Here is a 16036-nt window from a genome sequence, read left to right as displayed (position 1 = left end):
GCTTAGGATATGATAGACTTCAGCACCTTCGAGAGTTTGTCTTCCATTGAGCTTGGTCCAGCGAAGCCAAAGCCAAGTTCGATCACGGGCGATCAGGTGGAGGCGAGCCGCGTCTTATGGCAGTCGGATGACGGCCTGACGAAGATTGGTGTATGGGAATGCAGTCCCGGTCGGTTCTCGGCCTCGCGCGATACCAATTCGGAGATCTGCCACATTATTTCCGGCCGGGTATCGCTTCACAGCCCCAATGGCAATGTCAGCGAGGTGGGGCCGGGTGAGATGCTCGTCCTTCCCCTGGGATGGCGTGGCGAATGGGTCATTCACGAGAAGACCAGGAAACTCTACATCATCAACTCCCCGTCATCGCGTTGAGAACCGCGGTTCGACGCTCAGGCTGCAGATGATGCCGGATTTGCTCGCGCCGGATTTTACATCCGCTCAACAAAGTCAATCTGGAAAAGGCTCTCAACGAGAGCGCCCAACTTGAGAACCGTAAGGTCATCAAACCGGCGCCCGACGATCTGCAGCCCGGTGGGAAGACCGTCTCGGGTCAGCCCACTTGGTACCGAAAGCGCCGGACACTGGCCGATCAAGTTGAATGGCGCCGTCATGTCGAGGCCGTGATAGCGGCCTTCCTCGTCGGTTCGTCCGAAATCGCGGTCGGTCAGGGTTGCCGCGGGTGCCGGCAGAGCCATAGTCGGGCAAATCAAGGCATCGAAATTCCGCAGCACGGAGCGGAAGGAATTCCAGAACCTGGTGCGCCCAATTTCCAGCCGCTTGTACTGGACTGCTGAGATCCGGCGGCCCTGCTCAATGAGCTCCTTGACGGCTGGGTCGAGAACCGGGGCCTGCGTGTCGTAGGCGTCGGCGAAATAGGCGGCCATGAATACACGCCAATAGTCCATCCAGATATCGAGTATCTCGGGCGACCAACCCAAATCGACGGGCTCAACAACGACCCCGGCGGATCTCAACCGCTCGGCAGCATCCAGCGTATTGCGTCTGACATCGGGATCGATGGCATAGAAACCAAAGTCCAGGGACAGGGCGAGGCGAATTCCGCGCGGCTCGAGCTCAAGCGAGCCGTCATAGTCGAAACCACTCGGGATCGACTGAATATCGCAGTCGTCCGGTCCTTGCGCGGCAGAGAGGAACAGAGCCGCATCGGCGCAAGATCGCGCCAATGGTCCGAAATGTGAGATATTATCAAAGGTACTCGGCAGGATATCGAGAGGTATGCGGCCAAGGCTCGGCTTCAACCCGACGATCCCGCAGAATGATGCCGGGATCCGGATCGATCCGCCCATATCCGTCCCCTCTGCGAGCGGCACGGCGCCGGTTGCCACCGCCACGGCCGAGCCGCCTGAGCTGCCGCCCGAGGTGCGGGCCGGATCACACGGATTGCGCGTCACTCCGAATAGCGGGCTTTGGGTGAAGCTCGAGAAGGCAAACTCAGGCGTCGTCGTTTTGCCCACCACAATCGCTCCGGCACGGCGAAGCGCCGTGACGATCCAGGCATCCTCGGATGGGACGTGGTGTTGGAAGGCGCGCGAGCCCAAAGTGGTCACCTTGCCCTTGATGGGCGTCATATCCTTCAAGGCGACCGGAATGCCATGCAGTGGTCCAATCCTCTCGCCGGCGCGCACCGCTGCTTCCGCCGCTTTCGCTTGGTATCGCGCCTCTTCGCCATAGATCTCGGTGAACGCATTGAATTGCGGATTGATCTCGGCGATGCGGCCGAGGCTGGCATCGATGAGCTCGACCGGGGATAGTTCACGGTTCCGGACGAGGCGCGCCAGCTCCGTCGCCGAACGTGAAAGGATCTGCCGTCGTTCACTCATCCTCTAGCCCTCACGCACCAAATCCAAGGCGGTCCCGCAGCCTATAGTAGTGAACCCCCGCCGTAAGCAATGGCTGGCGCACCAGACGCCAGGGCACGCCGGATAGCTTCGTGGCCGGGAGCACGTCCGCTAGCGCGCCACCGGCAATACGATCAGCAATGATCTTGCCCATGGTTGTGGAGGCTGCAACGCCCCGTCCATTATAGCCGCAACCAATGTGAAGACCGGGTTCGGGCTCATGCAGATGCGGAAGTTCGTCAAGCGTCAGGCTGACCCGTCCCAACCATCTATGGGTTATTGGGACCGAACGAAGCTTTGGGAAAATTCCAACGAGCCGGCGCTGCAAACTCTCGAAGAGCGCATTCGGCATGCCTTCGCCAACGGGGCCGCGCCCGCCGATCAAGACCCGCCCGTCCGGATCGCGACGCATGTAGATCGCGACTTTCCGCGTTTCGGACAGGCACGCACCGGAGCCGAGAATGTCGGCCCATTCGCGGCCGGTCAATGGCTCTGTCGCGATCTGGAGGCTTCTGACGATGAGGAGCGACTGTTCCAATGCGGGGAGCAGGCGACCGGAATAGGCATCCGTCGCAATGATCACGTGCTTTGCGGAGATTTCGAAACCGCGCCCGCCGAGCCGCCAGGCTCCGTCACGCTTATCAAGGGCCTCAACCCTCGAATTTTCGAAGATCTGCGCGCCGTTCTTGTGTGCGGCCCGAGCGAGGCCTCGTGCATAGGCCAGAGGCTGGATGGTTCCAGCACGCCGGTCGATCATGCCGCCCGCATAGATTTCCGAGCCGGTCAGCTCGGCGATTTCGTTGGCGGAGAGCAAAGCGACATCGGCACCGCGCGCTTGCCACTGCTCGCAACGCGGCTTGATGGAGGCCATCGCCATCGGCGCATGCGCGGCCAAGATCCATCCACGTCGCGACGGATTGCAATTGATCCGGTGACGCTCGATCAGGGAAAAGACGAGGTCCGGTCCGCGGCCGAACACATCGATAATCCCGGGCCCTTTATCTCCGAACTGGCGTTCAAGAGCATCGGGATCGCGCTTCAAGCCCGGTATCACTTGCCCGCCATTCAGGCCGGACGCGCCTGAGCCAATCTTCTCGGCCTCCAGCACGGCAACCGAAAGTCCTTGCTCGGCCAGGTGAAGTGCGGAGCTGAGCCCAGTATAGCCCGCGCCGACTATAGCGACGTCGGCACGCAATGCCCCCTTGGCGACGTCCGCCGGACAAGATGCTTCACGGGCCGTGTCCAACCAAAGCGAGCCTTGATGCTGAGAATTCGGATGGGACATGGAAACCTCTGACACGCTGATCTATCTTGCATTTCCCCTGACCCTTTGCAACATGGCTTAAAAGCGTGGAGGCGTTTGAAATGGTCAGGGATGTTGATGAGGCGGAACTGCCGGTGAAGCATACATCCAACAAGACGGTTTCTGCAGCGGATCTGTGGCTCGGGCTGCAATTGCGCACAATGCGCAAGGCGGCCAAGCTGTCGATGACAGATCTGGCCCAGAAGGCGAATTTGTCGGTGGGAATGATCAGCCAGATCGAGCGCGGGGTCGCCTCGCCCTCAATTCGCTCGCTCAGGCAAATCAGCGATGCATTGGGGGTCGCGCCCGCAGAGTTCTTCAAGGACGGCTTGCAGCCGCCGCTGGAAGAGATGGGCAAGATCGTCCGGAAAAGCGCACGTCGGCAATTATCTCTATCGCGGAATGGCGTGTCCAAGCAGCTCTTGACGCCCGACCTCGATGGCGCCACCGAAATGCTGCTGGTCATTATTTCCCCCGGCGGCACCTCTGGACCTGAGCATTATGTCCACAAAGGCGAAGATGCCGGGCTGGTGCTCAGCGGCACATTGGAATTGTGGATCGACGGCTGCAAGCACCTCCTCCATGAGGGCGACAGCTTCCGCTTCAGAAGCTCTCTTCCTCATCGGTTTTCAAACCCAGGTCAGTCCGAGACAGAGGTGCTTTGGGTGATCACTCCGCCTCTCTATTAGTTATCATTGCAAAATGGCCGGGTTGTTTTTAATGTGGCTACAAAATGGGAGGGAGGGGCCTCCCGGACCAGACGTTGGGAGGTGTGCATGGACTATCGGGACGAGGTCTATTTCAACAGCCAGCCCGAGAACGAAGCTCCGTTCACTGCTGAGGAATTCGCGGATCGTCTGACGCGGCTGCGCCGCCGGATGGCTGATGCCAAGATCGACATGCTCTATCTGATGGCGCCGGAGAGCATGTATTATCTGTCTGGCTATCAGAACGAGTGGTATCAGGCGCAATCGCCGAAACAGTGGCCTGCGGCCTCTGCCATCGCGGTCCATGTGGACCATGACCACTATATCCTCTTCGACAGTGAGCGTGAGGCTGTGCTGGGCCGCATCTTCACGCGCTCGGTCGATACCAGATACTTCCCCAGGAATGCGTTGCGCGGCAGTGCCGATTTCGTCGCACAGGAGCTGAAGCGCGAAGGCTGGCTGAACGGCACCGTCGGGATGGAGTTCTGGAGCTATCGTCCCAATCGGGTGATCAGCCATCAGCTGGAGGATGCCTTTGTTTCAGCGGGTGCCAGGGTGGTTGATGGAACCCATCTGCTGCGTGAGCAACGCTGGGTCAAATCCCCCGCCGAGATCGCGTGCCTGAAGGAAGCGGCCCGCATTGCCAATATCGGCATGGCTGCCGCTAGAGAGACGATCGGCGCGGGCGTTTCCGAGTTGGACGTCTATGGCGAGATGGTTCGGGCAATGGCCCGGGCTGGCGGTGAAAACCCGGGCATCACCATGCCGGTCCTGTCGGGCACGAAAACCAATGCTCTGCATGGCATGTCCACGCGCCGTAAGATGCAGCATGGCGAACTGGTGCTGGTCGACCTGGCCGGCGTGTTCAAGCGCTATCACATCAACATGGCCCGCACCTTCTCGATTGGAGAGCCAAGCGCTGAAGTGCGCGAGCTGACCTCCCGCATTGCCCATTCGATGGATTTGATCCGCTCCATTCTGCGGCCCAATCTGCCGGTGCGGGACTTCAATTCGACCGTGATGGATTATTTCCAAAAGGAAGGCCTGTGGGAGCGTCGCGGCTGGGTTGGTGGCTATGAAATGGGCATTGCCTTCCCCCCCGACTGGGTCGGCAATTTCGTCTATGACCCGCTTTCCGACATCAATGCCGACCGTGTGTTCGAGCCGGGCACCGCGGTCAATTACGAAAACCAGTTCTTCATGCCTGCTCATCAAGGGCAGTACTTCACGATCGACTCGTTCCTTTTCGAGGAGAGCGCGGCGCATATGCTCTCGGAACAGCCCTTCGAGCTGATTGTGATCGAATAATCGCCAAAACAAAATAAGGAGGGAGAGATGAAGTCATTGAAGAAAATACTCGCGCTCGGGCTGGTCATGGGACTGCTCGGTTCGAGCGCGGCTGCTCAAGCCGAGTGTCTACCCGCGATCAAATCCGCAGGCGTGCTGCGGGTCGGCGTCGGCATCATGGGCCTGAAGCCGTGGATCTGGCAGGATGACAAGGGCAACTACACAGGCCTCGAAAAGGAGATCATGGATTTCGTCGCCAAGGACATTGGCGTTCCGAAATATGAGTATGTCGTCACGGAATGGTCGACACTGATCCCTGGTCTCAAGGCGGAGCGGTGGGACGTGGTGATGTCGGCCATGTCGAAAACGCAGCAGCGCATGCAGGAAGGCGGCGTCATCTTCTCCGATCCTTACTTCATGTATAACGACCGCATCATTGTCCTGAAGGACTCGGGCTATCAGAAGCCGGAGGACTTGAAGGGAAAGACGGTCGCCTCGGTCATGGGCTCCATGGATTCCATCGTCGCCCATTCGCTCGCCGAAAAAAGCGTCGTTGGAGAGGTGCTCGATTTCAACAATTTCGGCGAGCCGTTTCAGGCCCTGCGCAATGGTCAGGTTGAGGCGGTGGTCCTCGATCAGGCGACGCTGTTGGGCCAGATGTCTGAAAACTCGGATCTGCGCGTCATCGGCGAGCCGCTCTTCTACGTGCCCGGCAAGGAGTGGGAAGAGGCGGAGAGCAAGGCTGATTACAGGCTGGGCGCCGTCGGAATTGCCATGCGTCCGGAATGCACGGACCTCGAGGCCGCGATCAACTCAGCCTTAAAGAAGCTGGAGGATGCGGGCGAGCGAAAAGCGATTCTGACGCGCTACGGCCTGTGGGATGAGACCCAGACCAAGCTGATGAAATAGCAAAAGCTGCCCGGCCGGCTCTGGCCTGAGCCGGGCACTTCGGGACGCCTGCCTTATGCACGACTTCTTCTTCGTACTCGCCCCGCGATATCTGCCGCGCCTCCTGGAAGGCGCGGTGGTCACCATTCAGCTATCGATCGTCAGTATGGCGATCGCGACCATTCTGGGTTTGCTGGTGGCCTTGGGGCGAATGGGCCGATCCCGCATTCTGCGTCTTGTGCTGAATGGTTATGTCGAGATCTTCCGCGATGTCCCGCTGATCGTTCAACTGCTTGTCATCTATTTCAGCCTGCCGACGATCGGCATTTCCTTACCGGCCTTCTGGGCTGGCGTTCTCGGGCTGAGCCTCAACCTCGCGGCCTACATGTCGGAGATGTTCCGGGCGAGCATCATGTCGATCGATACCGGCCAGCGCGAAGCCGGGTTGTCGATCGGCATGTCGAACGCGACGATCTATCGGCGCATCATTCTTCCGCAAGCCTTCCGCGTGGCATTGCCCACGATGGGTGGCTATTTCATCGCGCTGTTGAAAGATTGCTCGCTGGTTTCGTTCATTGCCGTCAACGAGCTGCTGAGGCAGGGCAGCATGATCATTGCCTCAACGTTCAAGAGCATGGAAATCTACCTGCTGGTGGCGGCCATCTATTTCGTTATGAGCTTCGTTGCCTCGCGCATCGTCAAAATGGTCGAGTGGTGGCTGACCCCTGCCTATCTCCGTGCTCCATCTCTCGCCACCCGCCTCGCGGATGGGAGCGTAAGGTGATGGGCGAAAGGAACGACACGCCGCTGATCCAGGTGCAGGGGCTGGAAAAGGCATTCAAGGGCGTGCCTGTGCTTCGCGGTGTGGACCTCACGATCGCCAGAGGTGAGGTGGCCTTCATCATCGGGCCCAGCGGCGGGGGCAAGTCGACCCTTCTACGCTGCATCAATTTTCTCGAGAGACCGAATGCGGGCACGGTTCGCTTCGCCGGCAAGACGTTATGCGAAGGCAGTGCGGGTGATTTTCGGATTGAATCGGATCAGGAGCTGCGTGAAGCTCGCGCAAGAATGCCGATGGTCTTCCAGCACTTCAACCTATTCAATCACATGACGGTGCTCGGCAATGTCATCGAGGGCCCGGTGATCGTCAGGGGGCAATCCAGGCAGTCCGCTATCGCCACAGCCAGACGCCTGCTTTCGCAGTTCGGTCTGGGCGAACACGAGGCCAAATATCCAGCCCAGCTCTCAGGCGGGCAGAAGCAGCGGGTCGCCATTGTCCGCGCGCTTGCGATGGAGCCCGACGCCATTCTGTTCGACGAGCCGACATCGGCGCTCGACCCGCAGCTTGTCGGCGATGTGCTGGAGGCCATGCGCGAGCTTGCCGGCTCCGGTCTGACGCTGGTGATCGTCTCGCATGAAATGGCCTTTGCGCGGGCGCTTGCCGACAGCGTCCATTTCATCACAAACGGCAGGATTACGGAAAGCGGGACAGCGCAGGCGCTGTTCGAGCGTCCGCAAACGGTCGAGCTGAAGCAATTCATGGACTCCATCCAGCGCTCCGGCGGATGAGAGCTATTCACCTGGTCTAGCTGACGGTCTACGACCCGGCAGCCGCGAGACTGCGGGGTCGCGCTCTATGGACTGCCGAGCTGCGCCACCGCCGAACTTCCCAACTATTATCGGGGATTGGCGTCCCGGAAGGGATTCGAACCCCTGACCTACGGTTTAGGAAACCGCCGCTCTATCCTGCTGAGCTACCGGGACGCGTCGCATAACACCGTTTGAAGGTGGCGCGGAAGCTTTATAGCGCCAATTGGGGAGGAGCAAAACCTCTGATATGGGGATAGTCCGTTGCGAGCCGAGGTGGTCATGGGGCTGTGGCGTTGGATTAGGCTAGTGGCGGCAATTGCGTTGGTGCAGACCACCGCTGGGCAGGGCCAGGCGCAGGAGAATTGCGCGGGCTTGCTCGGGAACGGCAGGGTTCTCGCCGTCGCCGCGTTCGGTGAGATCCAACTGGCGGATGGCCGCAAGCTCCGATTGGCGGGATTGGAGCCGCCTTATCCTGACGAACCCGCTAGGATCAATCTGCATGGCCAACGGCTGCAGGCCGCGCTTACGGGCCTGCTCGAGGGGGCGGAGATCAGCCTGTTCGGGAGCAACCAGGCCGATCGGCGGGGGCGGCTTGCCGTGCAGGTCAAGACCGTGGATGGCATCTGGGCTCAGCGCGCGCTCATCGCGCAGGGTTTGACGAGGGTGATGCCGGTCCCTGGCGAACAGGCCTGCGCCAAGGATTTGCTCGCGGCCGAGGCCTTGGCGAGAGATACGCGGCGCGGCATTTGGGGGGACCCCGTCTTTGCGGTGCGGTCCGCGAGATCGCCCGAGGCGCTTTCGTCATTAACCGACAGCTTTCAGATCATCGAGGGGGTGGTCAGCACCGTATCGGTGGGAAAGTCCGAAGTGTTTCTCAACTTTGGTGAAAACTGGCGGCTGGATTTTACCGGGAAGGCAACGGCGGCCATGTATCGGCAGGCGAAGGCGGCCGGGGTTGATCTTGCAAAGCTCAGGGGCAAGCAGGTTCGGGTGCGCGGCTTCATCGAGCGGCGAAACGGGCCAATGATCACGCTTCAGGTGCCGGAGCAAATCGAGCTTCTCGACTGAAGACCGCGATCTCAGCAAAAAGGGCGCGGTGGTATCCCGCGCCCTTGCAGTATTTGACTTCGATTTGTGGCGTGATCAGGCGGCTTCTTCCGTGGCTGACTCATCGGCCTCGGCGTCAGCGTCGCCCTCCGCCTTAGCCCGCTTGGGGCTCGTCAGCAGCAGGGTCTCGATCTCCTTGATCGAGGCCTGCTCGTCCAGAGACTTCACAGCGGCCACTTCGCGCGCCATGCGATCGAGCGCGGCTTCATAAAGCTGCCGCTCGCTATAGGACTGCTCGGGCTGGCGATCGGACCGGAACAGATCACGGACGACTTCCGCAACGGCAATGATATCGCCCGAGTTGATCTTCGCCTCGTATTCCTGCGCACGCCGGCTCCACATGGTCCGACGGACACGGGCGCGGCCCTTCAGGATCTTCAAGGCCTGCTCGATCTTGTCGGCGTCGGAGAGTTTGCGCATGCCGACGGCATCAACCTTGCTCGTCGGTACGCGCAGCCGCATCTTCTCTTTCTCGAAATCGATCACATAGAGCTCAAGCCGCGCACCCGCGATCTCCTGCTCTTCGATATCCACGATCCGGCCAACGCCATGCGCCGGGTAGACCACGTACTCGTCAGCTTTGAACTTGAGATTGCGATCTGATTTTTTTTGTGCTGCCATACTCTCCACCATTCGCCGCCCTGAATATCGTCGTGCCCAGGAGTGATCGCAGTAACGCCGCAAAGCGTCGCCCCGACCTATCTAGTACTTCGCTGCTAAAGCAGCTCGGACCCTTTCACCGTGATGCGGAAAGGTCTTACCACCAAGATTTTCTCCAGATCTTCGGACTTTACTCGCCAGAGAGCTCTAGCTCGAAACATCGTTGATCAAGGTTTGGCGAAAAAAATCCGAGCCACGGAGAAGCTCGGCTGCATTCCTGGGTGGTTGTTTTCTTAACCTAAAAAAACTATAGCATAATCGCCGGGCAATTTGAAGCCCCGTTCAATAATCGCTTCAAATAGCGTTAACCTTCGAGCTCGACGGCAGGAATCGGCTGCTTTCCGGCCGGAAAGCATGATCAGGACGCTTTTTGGACCTGTTCCGAGACTTTAACGCACGAAAAAGGTGACGTGCGGCGTTCAGTCACCCTCTCCCGGCTCGCTGGAGAAATATTTCTCAAGCTTGCCTGTGACCCCATCCATTTCTTCCGCTTCAGGAAGAGGGTCTTTCTTCGTGGTGATGTTTGGCCATTTGGCTGCGTATTCTGCATTGAGCTGAAGCCATTCCTCCAGACCGGGCTCCGTATCCGGCTTGATGGCCTCGGCGGGGCATTCCGGCTCGCAGACACCGCAGTCGATGCATTCGTCGGGATGGATCACCAGCATGTTCTCGCCCTCGTAAAAGCAGTCCACGGGGCAGACTTCGACGCAATCCGTGTATTTGCATTTGATGCAGTTGTCGGTGACGACGTAGGTCATCCTTGGCTCCGGTGATCTTTTCCGCACGTGTCCATTGGCGCTCGCCGCAGAGCGACAGATAAGCGCCTCTCGGAAGCGTGTTTAGTGCCCTGTGCTCAGAGGACGCAAGTGCAGCATGATGGGCGCGCGCATAATTCGCGCCCAAGCGCTTGCGGCGGCGGCTCAAGATGCACTCCAGTGAGGTCGAGACATGGGATTTGGGCCTCACTCGCTGCCCGAGCCTTCGCTCTCGCTGGTGCAGGAGGTGAGTTCTTCATAAAGACCCTGCGCCTCACTGGCCGGGCCTCGTCGCTCGCCACAGGCCAGGATGCGCAAAACACGAACGCCTCTGGGGAGCGAGACGGTCAGCACATCTCCTGCACCGACGATGTGGCTTGGCTTGCGTATCCGTTCGCGATTCACGCGAACGCGTCCGTGCTCGAGAAGCTCGACAGCGAGGCTGCGCGTTTTGACCAAGCGGGCGTAGACGAGCCACTTGTCAATGCGCTGCCCCGCCACCGGTCACTGACCAGTTTTGCGCTTCTGCAGCAACTCGGCTTTCAATGCGCCAAGCACTGCAAAAGGCGAATCGGCACGGGCGGCCTCCTCACGTCTCTGTCGCTGTTGCTGTCGCTCATCACCGCGCTTGTCCCTACGCTCGCCATGGGCGGCATCAGCGCGCGGCTGATCGCGGCGGGGTTGGCCTTTCCGCCCGCCGTCGCTTTCGGGCCGGTTCTGCTGGCCTTGCCCATCGCGACGGCGCTCGCCATGCCGGGAGGGTCCGCCCTTGGTGAAACGCTCGCCCTGCGCGGCGCCATCCCGAGGCGCACCATGGCGGGGGCGACGCTGGTCTGACCGCTGCTGCCCCTGCCGCTTGAACGGGCCTGCATCCTTCGGCCACCAAATTTCGATTTCGGTCGGTTCGTTCGCGCCGGCCGGCTTGGCCTTGGCCCTCGGCGTGCCGGCGCCAGGGCTCGAGGCGGCGCCGTCGGCAGCCGGTTCTGCGGCAGCCGCTTCGGTGTTGGCCGCTTCATCGCTCTTGGCCTCCCCAGAGGGCAGTTCGGCGGAAGCAAGCAGGGCTTCGGTTTGACCCTCGTTCCCGACGGATTGCTCGCTCGCGGCCATCTCAGCGAGAGAGCCCTCAGAAGGCGGCAGGTCAGCCGGCGTCACATCAGCCGGGCTTGCGGCGGTCGCAGATACGGAGTCGTTGGCCTGCTCCGGGGCAGCGGCTGTCTCGGCCACCTCATTCTGATCTGCCGTCGCTGGGACCGCATGCTCTGCCTCAGAGGCCGCGACTGGATCATTGTGCGCCTGCTCCGATCCTGCGGCCTGTGCGGCCGGAGCATCAGCGGTCACGGCCTCAGGGGCTGGTTCCTTATCGGCAGGTGCGGTCTGCGGTGCTGCAGCTGGTGGAGCGATCACGCGCCGTTCCGAGCGGAAGCCGAGTGCCCGCAGAATTCCGGCGAATTCATCACCGGAGCAGCCGACCAGCGACATCATGTCTGGTATGACGGTGAAGCCGCCGCCTTCCACCGAGCCGCTGGGCCGCACGTCGCTTTCCGACTGAGGCTTCCAGAAAACGCGCGGGCGGATGATGTCTCCGAGCCGCTCCAACATGTCGATGCGAACAGCGCGGGTTCCGCAGATGCGGAAGCCAGCCGCGTCATAGAAGCCGTTGGGGGCTTTCGGATCAGCCGGCGTCGAGGTCAGGCCCTGAGGTGGCGGCTCGGGCAAATTCTCCACATCGAGCCTACCGGCCTGCTGCTCCTGCAAGGCCCATAACAGCACTTTCAGCTCGGTTGCGACCGGCTTCAACAGCAGCGGCAGGAAGACATGGAAGGCGCCAAACCGAACACCGTACCGGCGGAGGCTCGCGCGCGCCTCCTGATCCAGCAGCTTGACCTCTTCCCTGATTTCCTCGCGCTTGATGTTGCCAAGCTGCTCGACCAGACGGAAGGCGAAGCCACGCGCTAGACCCTGGAGATCCTGCGCCGCCTCCAGCTGGACCAGAGGCTTCAGCACTTCGCCGATGCGATGCTCGACAAATTGCTCAAGCCGCTTGTGCACGGCCTCGCGGTCAGGGCCCGACAATTGATTGTCGGCTATGAGCTCGATACGAGGCTTCAGGATATGCGGGCCTGCCACCAGGCGCGCCACCTTCGCCGCGCGCCAGGTGACCGCACCGGTCCGGGTCAGCCCGAAAAGTTCCTGCCGATCGTCGACGAGCTGCTTTGCGCGATCGGAAATTTCTGCCGCAACGGCTTTCATGGAAGCTGCCCGCAATGTTCGTCCTTCGGATGTGTCACCGCTCGTGTCGGGCACAAAGTGAAACCCTTTTATATGACCCACGAACACACCTTCCACCATGATTTCACCGCCAGTCTCGACAGAGGCGGCCAAACGCTCCTTTTCCCGCATGCGTTTCATGAGCACGCTGGTGCGGCGATCGATGAAACGCTGGGACAGGCGCTCGTGAAGAGCATCCGACAGGCGGTCTTCAAGGGCTCGGGTCTTCTCGCGCCAATCTTCGGCATCGGCAAGCCAATCATTGCGATTGGCGATGAAGGTCCAGGTTCGCACATGGGCGATACGCGTCGCGAGCGTGTCGATATCGCCTTCAATATTGTCGGCAAGGCTCAGCTGCCGAGCAAACCAATCCCCGGGAATACGCTCGTCGGGGGAGCTGAGAAAGCCATAGACGCGGGCCACCAGATTGGCGTGATCGCTGCCCATGGTGTTGCGATAATCCGGGATCTGGCAGACCTCCCATAGCCTCTCGACCGCCTCGCGCCCGCGAACCCGGCCGGTAATCTCGGGATCACGCGCGAGGTATTCGAGAGCCATCTGATCGGCGCCGGACTGGGCGCGCATCAGGCCGGCAATGTTCGGGCTTTCGGCGAGGCTGCGCAGAAGGGATTCGATCGAGGTAAAGTCGAGCTCCTTGTTGCGCCATTGCAGCATGCGCACCGGCTCGAAATTATGATTCTCGATGCGGTCGATCACCTCGCGCGGAAAAGGTTCAACCTCACCGGTCACGCCGAAGGTGCCGTCATTCATGTGGCGGCCGGCGCGCCCGGCGATCTGGGCAAGCTCGGCGGGCGTCAGGTCGCGAAAGTTGAAGCCGTCGAACTTGCGGGCCTGGGCGAAGGCGATGTGGTCGACATCCATGTTGAGGCCCATCCCGATCGCATCGGTGGCCACCAGGAAGTCGACGTCGCCGGATTCATAGAGCGCCACCTGCGCATTGCGGGTGCGGGGTGAGAGCGCACCGAGTACAACGGCCGCACCACCGCGCTGACGGCGAATGAGCTCAGCGATGCCATAGACCATCTCAGCGGAGAAGGCGACCACGGCGCTGCGCGGCTGCAAGCGAGTGATTTTCTTGCTGCCGGAGAAGGTGAGCTTGGAGAAGCGCGGGCGGGTGATGAAATTTGTGCCCGGCAGGAGCCGCTCGATCATCGGCCGCATGGTGGCGGAGCCCAGGAGCATGGTCTCTTGCGTGCCGCGCCGATTCAAAATCCGATCGGTGAAGATATGGCCGCGGTCGAGATCGGCCGCGAGCTGAACCTCGTCGATCGCGAGAAAATCAACATCGAGCTCCGGCGGCATGGCCTCGACGGTACAGACCCAGAAGCGCGGGTTGGCCGGCACGATCTTCTCTTCGCCAGTGACCAAAGCCACCTCACCGGTGCCAACCTTGTTGCAGACCTTATCGTAGACTTCGCGCGCAAGCAGCCGCAGTGGCAGCCCGATCATGCCCGTGGCGTGGCCAAGCATACGCTCGACTGCGAGATGGGTCTTACCGGTATTTGTGGGACCGAGAACCGCCGTGATGCTTTTCATATTGATGCTGTGCTCGAGGCTGGGCCGGTTACAAGACGCGGCGCACCGGACATAGGGTTATTGGCTGGCCCAAAGCAAGGGTTCTCGCCTGAGAGAGAGGCCGCTTCCATCGGTCGGGGATCCGTTAAGCGTGCCGGCCTGAACAGTTGTGCCAAAATGAGGCGCCTCATTCATCTCTGGAACGGCGGGAGAACAAAGATCGACCGAATCGCTGACTCCCGGGACTTTCCGCATTTGTTCACAAGCGAACCCCCAAGGTTTCCGCTGTTTCCGTTATGAGGCGGTGACCAGCGATGTCCTCGGAGACGCGCTAGCCTATGCCGGTTACTCGGGTCAAGAGTTAACAGCGGCATTTCTTGGTTACCCATTCGTTGCATCTGGGGAGGGCTTTCGGCAGAGACCCGTTAACGAGAGGGAACAAAGCAGAACGTATGGTGTGCGAATCGCTCATCACGCCATATTCGTTCTTTGTTCGCAACAAGATGTAGAGGTTTGATCATATTATACCACAAGGCCTGGTTTTTCCCAGCGTGATCGGCTTATGAAGATCCGATGCAATCGGCCCTCGCATTAACCGAATTGCACCAAAACGGGACATCACTCGGTGGCGGCCCGCGCGGATTTCGCCAAGGGCGTGCCGTTCACAGAGGCCTTCCTAGCGATGATCCGCACGCTGCGGCCCTTCATCGTCCCCGTCGCCGCAATCGGCACGAGCAGGTCACGATTGGCGGCCGCCGCATGCACCGGCGCGAACCACACCGTATAGACAGGGGGATTGGCCCGGTTCCGCTCGGCCTTCTTTTTGGACAGACCGGCTATGGACTTATATTGCACCTGGCACTTGTAGGCCGGGCCGCGATAGGCGGCATTCTTCTCCTCGAACTGGGTTTGCCCGAGATAGGAAAAGTTCAGGGCGAACACTTCCTTGCCGTCATAGACGCGCTGCGTGCCTGAACAGGGTTTGCCGGAGGAAGAGAGGGCGGCATTGAGAACCCCGCTCAGCGGGTCAGGAAGCGGCTTGTCGATGGCCTGTTCAATGGCGCGCGCGCGTTCCTCCTCCAGGTCGTAGCTGCGGTCCACGTCTACATTGGCGGCGCCCCAGCGCATCTCGGTGCTCTTGCGACCGTCGCTATCGGTTTCGCGATAGGTGAAGCGGGCCGGGCGAACGGAGGACTGATCAAGGCTGCCGCTTGCCCTCATCTCGAGCTGCTCGTCGACGAAGAAGCCGACAAGGCCAGTGGTGGCGGCGCTCACCTGGGCCGAGTATTCCCCAGGTGAAAAGCTGTAATCGATGCCAATGTCATAGACTGTGGTGCCATGGGCGATGACATCGAATTTCAGCGAGATCTTGTCAGCCTCGGCCGAGCTTGCCGGGGAGATGACACCGGTGAGCGGCGACAGCAGGCTTAAGGCGCTTGCGCAGACCAGGGCCAGGCTATGCATCCTGGCGATCGGCGATGATGAGGCTTGTGCCATGATCCATCCGAGATTGAGTGTCCGTCGATCGGCGGCTGACCCCATCACATGAGGTCTGGATGCGGTGACATTCAAGGGCGAAGAGGCCAGCATGATGTTCGATCCCTCGATTTGATGTATATGGGCCGATGAATGCGCGCTGAATAAGGCTGTCCGACTTGACCCGACGGCGTTGCCGCCTTATAGCAACGCATCCAATATCGGGCGCGGAAGCGCTGCGAGCGGTCATGCTCATTCGGGCCTGGCTCGCACCACATCAGAATTGACCGGAGCACTAAGATGTCCCGCCGTTGCGAATTGACCGGGAAAGGCGTGCAGACTGGCAATAATGTCAGCCATGCCAACAATAAGAGCCGTCGGCGGTTTCTGCCGAATCTGTGCAGCGTGCGGCTCATGAGCGAGAAGCTCAACCAGACCTATTCCTTCCGCGTGAGCGCGCATGCGCTGCGGAGCGTCGAGCATCGTGGCGGCCTGGATGCTTTCCTGCTCAAGGCCAAGGACGAAGAGCTCTCCACCCAGGCTCGCCGGGTGAAGCGGCTGCTCGAGAAGAAGATCGCGGCTGCTGCGGCTGCCTGATCG

The 16036-nt window shown here is 60.5% G+C and carries 15 protein-coding genes and 1 tRNA gene; 8 read left to right on the top strand and 8 right to left on the bottom strand.

Translation table 11 applies throughout. The annotated features are described in order from the left end of the window. The first annotated feature begins 9 nt into the window (after positions 1-9). Positions 10-372 (top strand): cupin domain-containing protein, encoded by a 363-nt coding sequence (locus RCF49_RS08710; RefSeq protein WP_342643633.1) that lies wholly within the window; start codon positions 10-12, stop codon positions 370-372. 56 nt (positions 373-428) lie between these two features. Here the strand turns inward: RCF49_RS08710 and RCF49_RS08705 are convergent, their stop codons facing one another. Together RCF49_RS08705 and RCF49_RS08700 are read right to left on the bottom strand one after the other, a co-directional pair. Then, complete coding sequence (locus RCF49_RS08705; protein ID WP_342643632.1) at positions 429-1841, bottom strand: amidase; 1413 nt, start codon at positions 1839-1841, stop codon at positions 429-431. Between the two features lie 10 nt (positions 1842-1851). Then, the gene (locus RCF49_RS08700; protein ID WP_342643631.1) at positions 1852-3144 is read right to left on the bottom strand and encodes an NAD(P)/FAD-dependent oxidoreductase; all 1293 of its coding nucleotides are present in this window, start codon (positions 3142-3144) and stop codon (positions 1852-1854) included. A gap of 80 nt (positions 3145-3224) precedes the next feature. Between RCF49_RS08700 and RCF49_RS08695 the strand changes: the two genes are divergently transcribed. The 5 genes from RCF49_RS08695 to RCF49_RS08675 all read left to right on the top strand — a co-directional run bounded on the left by RCF49_RS08695 (position 3225) and on the right by RCF49_RS08675 (position 7613). Beyond that, the gene (locus RCF49_RS08695) at positions 3225-3851 is read left to right on the top strand and encodes a cupin domain-containing protein (protein ID WP_342643630.1); all 627 of its coding nucleotides are present in this window, start codon (positions 3225-3227) and stop codon (positions 3849-3851) included. 87 nt (positions 3852-3938) lie between these two features. Next, the gene (locus tag RCF49_RS08690; protein ID WP_342643629.1) at positions 3939-5177 is read left to right on the top strand and encodes a M24 family metallopeptidase; all 1239 of its coding nucleotides are present in this window, start codon (positions 3939-3941) and stop codon (positions 5175-5177) included. Between the two features lie 27 nt (positions 5178-5204). Continuing rightward, positions 5205-6065, top strand: coding sequence for a substrate-binding periplasmic protein (locus tag RCF49_RS08685; RefSeq protein ID WP_342643628.1), 861 nt, complete (start codon positions 5205-5207; stop codon positions 6063-6065). A gap of 55 nt (positions 6066-6120) precedes the next feature. Continuing rightward, positions 6121-6828 carry an amino acid ABC transporter permease gene (locus RCF49_RS08680; RefSeq protein ID WP_342643627.1) on the top strand — a complete coding sequence of 236 codons (708 nt, stop codon included), beginning with the start codon at positions 6121-6123 and terminating at the stop codon, positions 6826-6828. Continuing rightward, on the top strand, positions 6828-7613 hold the full coding sequence (locus tag RCF49_RS08675; RefSeq protein WP_342643626.1) for an amino acid ABC transporter ATP-binding protein: 786 nt from the start codon (positions 6828-6830) through the stop codon (positions 7611-7613). The genes RCF49_RS08680 and RCF49_RS08675 overlap by 1 nt, the downstream gene beginning before the upstream one ends. A gap of 118 nt (positions 7614-7731) precedes the next feature. Here the strand turns inward: RCF49_RS08675 and RCF49_RS08670 are convergent. Beyond that, positions 7732-7808: transfer RNA gene (locus RCF49_RS08670), tRNA-Arg, on the bottom strand. A 132-nt stretch (positions 7809-7940) separates the two neighbouring features. Between RCF49_RS08670 and RCF49_RS08665 the strand changes: the two genes are divergently transcribed. Beyond that, the gene (locus tag RCF49_RS08665; protein ID WP_342643625.1) at positions 7941-8702 is read left to right on the top strand and encodes a thermonuclease family protein; all 762 of its coding nucleotides are present in this window, start codon (positions 7941-7943) and stop codon (positions 8700-8702) included. A 75-nt stretch (positions 8703-8777) separates the two neighbouring features. Here RCF49_RS08665 and RCF49_RS08660 read toward each other — a convergent pair whose 3' ends face one another. From RCF49_RS08660 to RCF49_RS08640, 5 genes are all read right to left on the bottom strand, one after another. Beyond that, positions 8778-9362 carry a CarD family transcriptional regulator gene (locus RCF49_RS08660; RefSeq protein WP_342643624.1) on the bottom strand — a complete coding sequence of 195 codons (585 nt, stop codon included), beginning with the start codon at positions 9360-9362 and terminating at the stop codon, positions 8778-8780. 458 nt (positions 9363-9820) lie between these two features. Next, positions 9821-10159, bottom strand: coding sequence for a ferredoxin FdxA (fdxA, locus tag RCF49_RS08655; protein WP_342643623.1), 339 nt, complete (start codon positions 10157-10159; stop codon positions 9821-9823). A gap of 204 nt (positions 10160-10363) precedes the next feature. Further along, positions 10364-10657 (bottom strand): RNA-binding S4 domain-containing protein, encoded by a 294-nt coding sequence (locus RCF49_RS08650; RefSeq protein WP_342643622.1) that lies wholly within the window; start codon positions 10655-10657, stop codon positions 10364-10366. A gap of 3 nt (positions 10658-10660) precedes the next feature. After that, a complete protein-coding gene (locus RCF49_RS08645; protein WP_342643621.1) occupies positions 10661-13981 on the bottom strand; it encodes a helicase-related protein in 3321 nt (1106 codons plus the stop codon). A 597-nt stretch (positions 13982-14578) separates the two neighbouring features. Next, positions 14579-15457 carry a DUF3108 domain-containing protein gene (locus RCF49_RS08640; protein WP_342643620.1) on the bottom strand — a complete coding sequence of 293 codons (879 nt, stop codon included), beginning with the start codon at positions 15455-15457 and terminating at the stop codon, positions 14579-14581. Between the two features lie 279 nt (positions 15458-15736). On the opposite strand from RCF49_RS08640, the gene rpmB reads away from it, so the two are divergent. Continuing rightward, complete coding sequence (gene rpmB / locus RCF49_RS08635; protein ID WP_342643619.1) at positions 15737-16033, top strand: 50S ribosomal protein L28; 297 nt, start codon at positions 15737-15739, stop codon at positions 16031-16033. Positions 16034-16036 lie beyond the last annotated feature (3 nt).

The organism is Rhodoligotrophos sp. CJ14 (genome assembly GCF_038811545.1).
GTDB classification, from domain to species: Bacteria; Pseudomonadota; Alphaproteobacteria; order Rhizobiales; family Im1; genus Rhodoligotrophos; species Rhodoligotrophos ferricapiens.
This window is presented reverse-complemented; position numbering and strand designations above follow the sequence as displayed.